Here is a 2,905-nt window from a genome sequence, read left to right on the forward strand (position 1 = left end):
TTCTAGGTAAGCGCCATCTCAAAATAAGTAGGCAGCGTCAAGATTTTGCTGTGAAGTTGGCAAGATGCGTAATCCGGTCTAACGACTTGGTGGCTTACGAAGATTTGAGAATCAGGAATATGGTGCGAAATCACAGCCTTGCCAAATCGATTAGCGATGCTTCTTGGTATCAGTTTCGGGTGTGGTTGGAATATTTTGGCAAGGTGTTCGGCAAAATCACTGTTGCTGTTCCAAAGCCAGGAATGCTCTCGCTGCGGTGCCATTGTCCAGAAGACTTTATCCACTCGAACTCATGTTTGTCGATGTGGATGTGTGATGGACAGGGATCATAATGCAGCGAGAAACATCCTCAGTCGGGGATTGAGTACGGTAGGGCATACCGGAACTTTTGCGCGAGACGCAAGTAACGCTTCAGGAGAATCGACCTCTACTTTGGCTGGAGCAATCCTGTCTGAGCAAGTTGGCTCGTTGAGTGAAGAATCCCCGTCGCTTTAGCGCGGAGAGTGTCACATCATGCCCATGCCGCCCATGCCACCCATGCCACCCATGCCACCCATGCCGCCCATGCCGCCCATGCCAGCATCACCACCAGCACCGGCAGGTTCCGGTTTTTCCACGACGAGGGCTTCCGTTGTCCAGACCATCCCGGCAATGGATGCGGCGTTTTGCAGAGCAGAACGCACCACCTTAGCGGGGTCGATGATCCCGGCGAGGATCATGTCTTCGTAGGTGTTGGTGACGGCGTTGTAGCCAATGTTGCCATCGCGATCGCGCACATTTTCCACCACCACAGAGCCTTCCACCCCGGCATTATCTGCCAACTGGCGCAGGGGTTCTTCCAAAGCACGGGCAACGATATCCGCCGCCACCTGCTCTTCGGGGTTCGTCAGCGTTGCTTTATATTCCAACGCCTTAATCACTAAGCGGATCAGCGTTGTGCCACCACCGGCAACAATACCTTCTTCCACCGCCGCTTTCGTCGCGTTGAGGGCATCTTCAATGCGCAGCTTCCGGTCTTTCAATTCCGTTTCCGTCGCTGCCCCGACTTTAATCACGGCTACACCGCCCGCCAGTTTCGCGATCCGCTCTTGGAATTTTTCCTTATCGTAATCCGACTCGGTGGTTTCCAACTGTTTGCGGATTTGGGTGATGCGTTTTTGCACATCATTGGTGAAATCCCCCGTGGCGACAATCGTTGTATTTTCTTTGTCGAGGGTGATTTTGCGAGCTTTACCAAGCATTTCCAGCGTCACGGTTTCCAAGCTCAAGCCCACTTCTTCAGAGATGACGCGGCCCCCGGTGAGGACGGCGATATCTTGGAGCATTTGTTTGCGGCGATCGCCAAACCCAGGGGATTTAATCGCCGCCACATTCAACACCCCACGGGCTTTATTGACCACCAACGTGGCCAGGGCTTCCCCATCCACATCTTCGGCAATAATCAACAGCGGATTACCGGAGCGGGCCACCCGTTCGAGGACGGGAACCAGGTCAGAAATAGAACTGATTTTTTTATCGGTAATCAGCACCACCGGGTTTTCAAAATCAACAATTTGCCGCTCTTGATCGGTGATGAAATAGGGAGAAATGTAGCCGCGATCGATCTGCATCCCTTCCACGACTTCCATTTCCGTGGCCATGGATTTAGACTCTTCGACGGTAATCACCCCATCTTTCGTCACCTTATCCATCGCTTCCGCGATCATCCGGCCCACTTCAGCATCATTCCCCGACGAAACCGCCGCCACTTGGGCGATCGCATCCCCCTCCACAGGTTTAGCCATCGCTTCGATTTCTTGGATCAAGTGGGTGATGGTTTTATCCAGACCCCGCTTGAGGGCAACGGGATTCGCCCCGGCAGCAACGTTTTTCAAGCCTTCGCGGATCAGGGCTTGGGCGAGAACGGTAGCGGTGGTCGTGCCATCGCCAGCGAGATCCTTCGTCCGAGAAGCCACTTCACGGATTAGGCGAGCGCCGGTATTTTCGAGGGGATCTTCGATTTCAATTTCTTTGGCAACGGTGATCCCGTCGTTAACGATCTGGGGAGCGCCAAACTGTTTTTCGAGGAGAACGTTCCGACCCCTGGGGCCAAGGGTAATCCGTACCGCATTGGCCAGGGTGTTCACGCCTCGCTCTAGGGCGCGACGGGATTCTTCTTTAAAAGCAATAATCTTAGCCATTTTCTTCGTTTTGATCACGAGTTCATTAGTCAATTTAGCACTCTCTTGGAACGAGTGCTAAATTTGCCCATTTAGGCTATGGGTAGGGGCTGAAACGCTCACAGAGCAAGGGTTTTGCTTAAATAGGATCCTCAAGATCGGGGTAGATCAACCCTTGTCAACCAGCCTCCATGGTGCAATTCCCGAACCGATCGCCCCACAATACCCAGATCACCCACCCCACAGCCCATCATTCCGTTGCCCGTGCTAAAATGATAATCGTTCTTACTTGACTCCCGATGGCATACCCTCTCCGGGTATTGGCATAGTCGCCTTTTGAAGAAAGGCGTATCGGCATGGCTCCGATTCTTGCCAACTGATGACCCTCAAATCAAACTCACCCATGACCCTATTCATTGCACCGAACGGCATCATTAATATGGATTAATGCGAGTGCCGGGTTTTACTCACAATATTGTCCAAAGTTTAAAACAGCAGCATATTTGCGCTGAAGTTGATAAAAGTGACTCATGCTTAAGCAAACAAATTCGCAACTCTGAACTCGATAAAATCCCGTTTACGATAATGATTGGTCAACGAGAATTAGACGAGCAAAATCGGGTACATCTCAGTTAGGAGATGAGTATAATTACTCAGACCAAGTATATGATTGTAATCCAATTAAGCCGTCAGTGCCCCATTCAGGTACGCACACCTATGCTTTAACACCTTTGGCACATTCTCCC

The 2,905-nt window shown here is 51.5% G+C and carries 2 protein-coding genes and 1 pseudogene; 2 read left to right on the top strand and 1 reads right to left on the bottom strand.

All coding sequences use genetic code 11. The features are described from left to right. A pseudogene (locus VB712_RS08030) lies at window positions 1-495 on the top strand (RNA-guided endonuclease InsQ/TnpB family protein); the annotation flags it as partial. 11 nt (window positions 496-506) lie between these two features. Here the strand turns inward: VB712_RS08030 and groL are convergent. Next, window positions 507-2,180 carry a chaperonin GroEL gene (groL, locus tag VB712_RS08040; RefSeq protein ID WP_323253919.1) on the bottom strand — a complete coding sequence of 558 codons (1,674 nt, stop codon included), beginning with the start codon at window positions 2,178-2,180 and terminating at the stop codon, window positions 507-509. Window positions 2,181-2,606: 426 nt separating this feature from the next. Between groL and VB712_RS20455 the strand changes: the two genes are divergently transcribed. Beyond that, the gene (locus VB712_RS20455) at window positions 2,607-2,795 is read left to right on the top strand and encodes a His/Gly/Thr/Pro-type tRNA ligase C-terminal domain-containing protein (RefSeq protein ID WP_416236289.1); all 189 of its coding nucleotides are present in this window, start codon (window positions 2,607-2,609) and stop codon (window positions 2,793-2,795) included. Window positions 2,796-2,905 lie beyond the last annotated feature (110 nt).

The sequence above is a fragment of the Spirulina sp. CCNP1310 genome (genome assembly GCF_034932185.1).
In the GTDB taxonomy this organism is placed as follows: Bacteria; Cyanobacteriota; Cyanobacteriia; order Cyanobacteriales; family Spirulinaceae; genus Spirulina.

Coding starts and splice junctions, on each gene's coding strand:
- groL (WP_323253919.1), bottom strand. CDS start 2,180: ATGGCTAAGATTATTGCTTTTAAAGAAGAATCCCGTCGCGCCCTAGAG.
- VB712_RS20455 (WP_416236289.1), top strand. CDS start 2,607: ATGCGAGTGCCGGGTTTTACTCACAATATTGTCCAAAGTTTAAAACAG.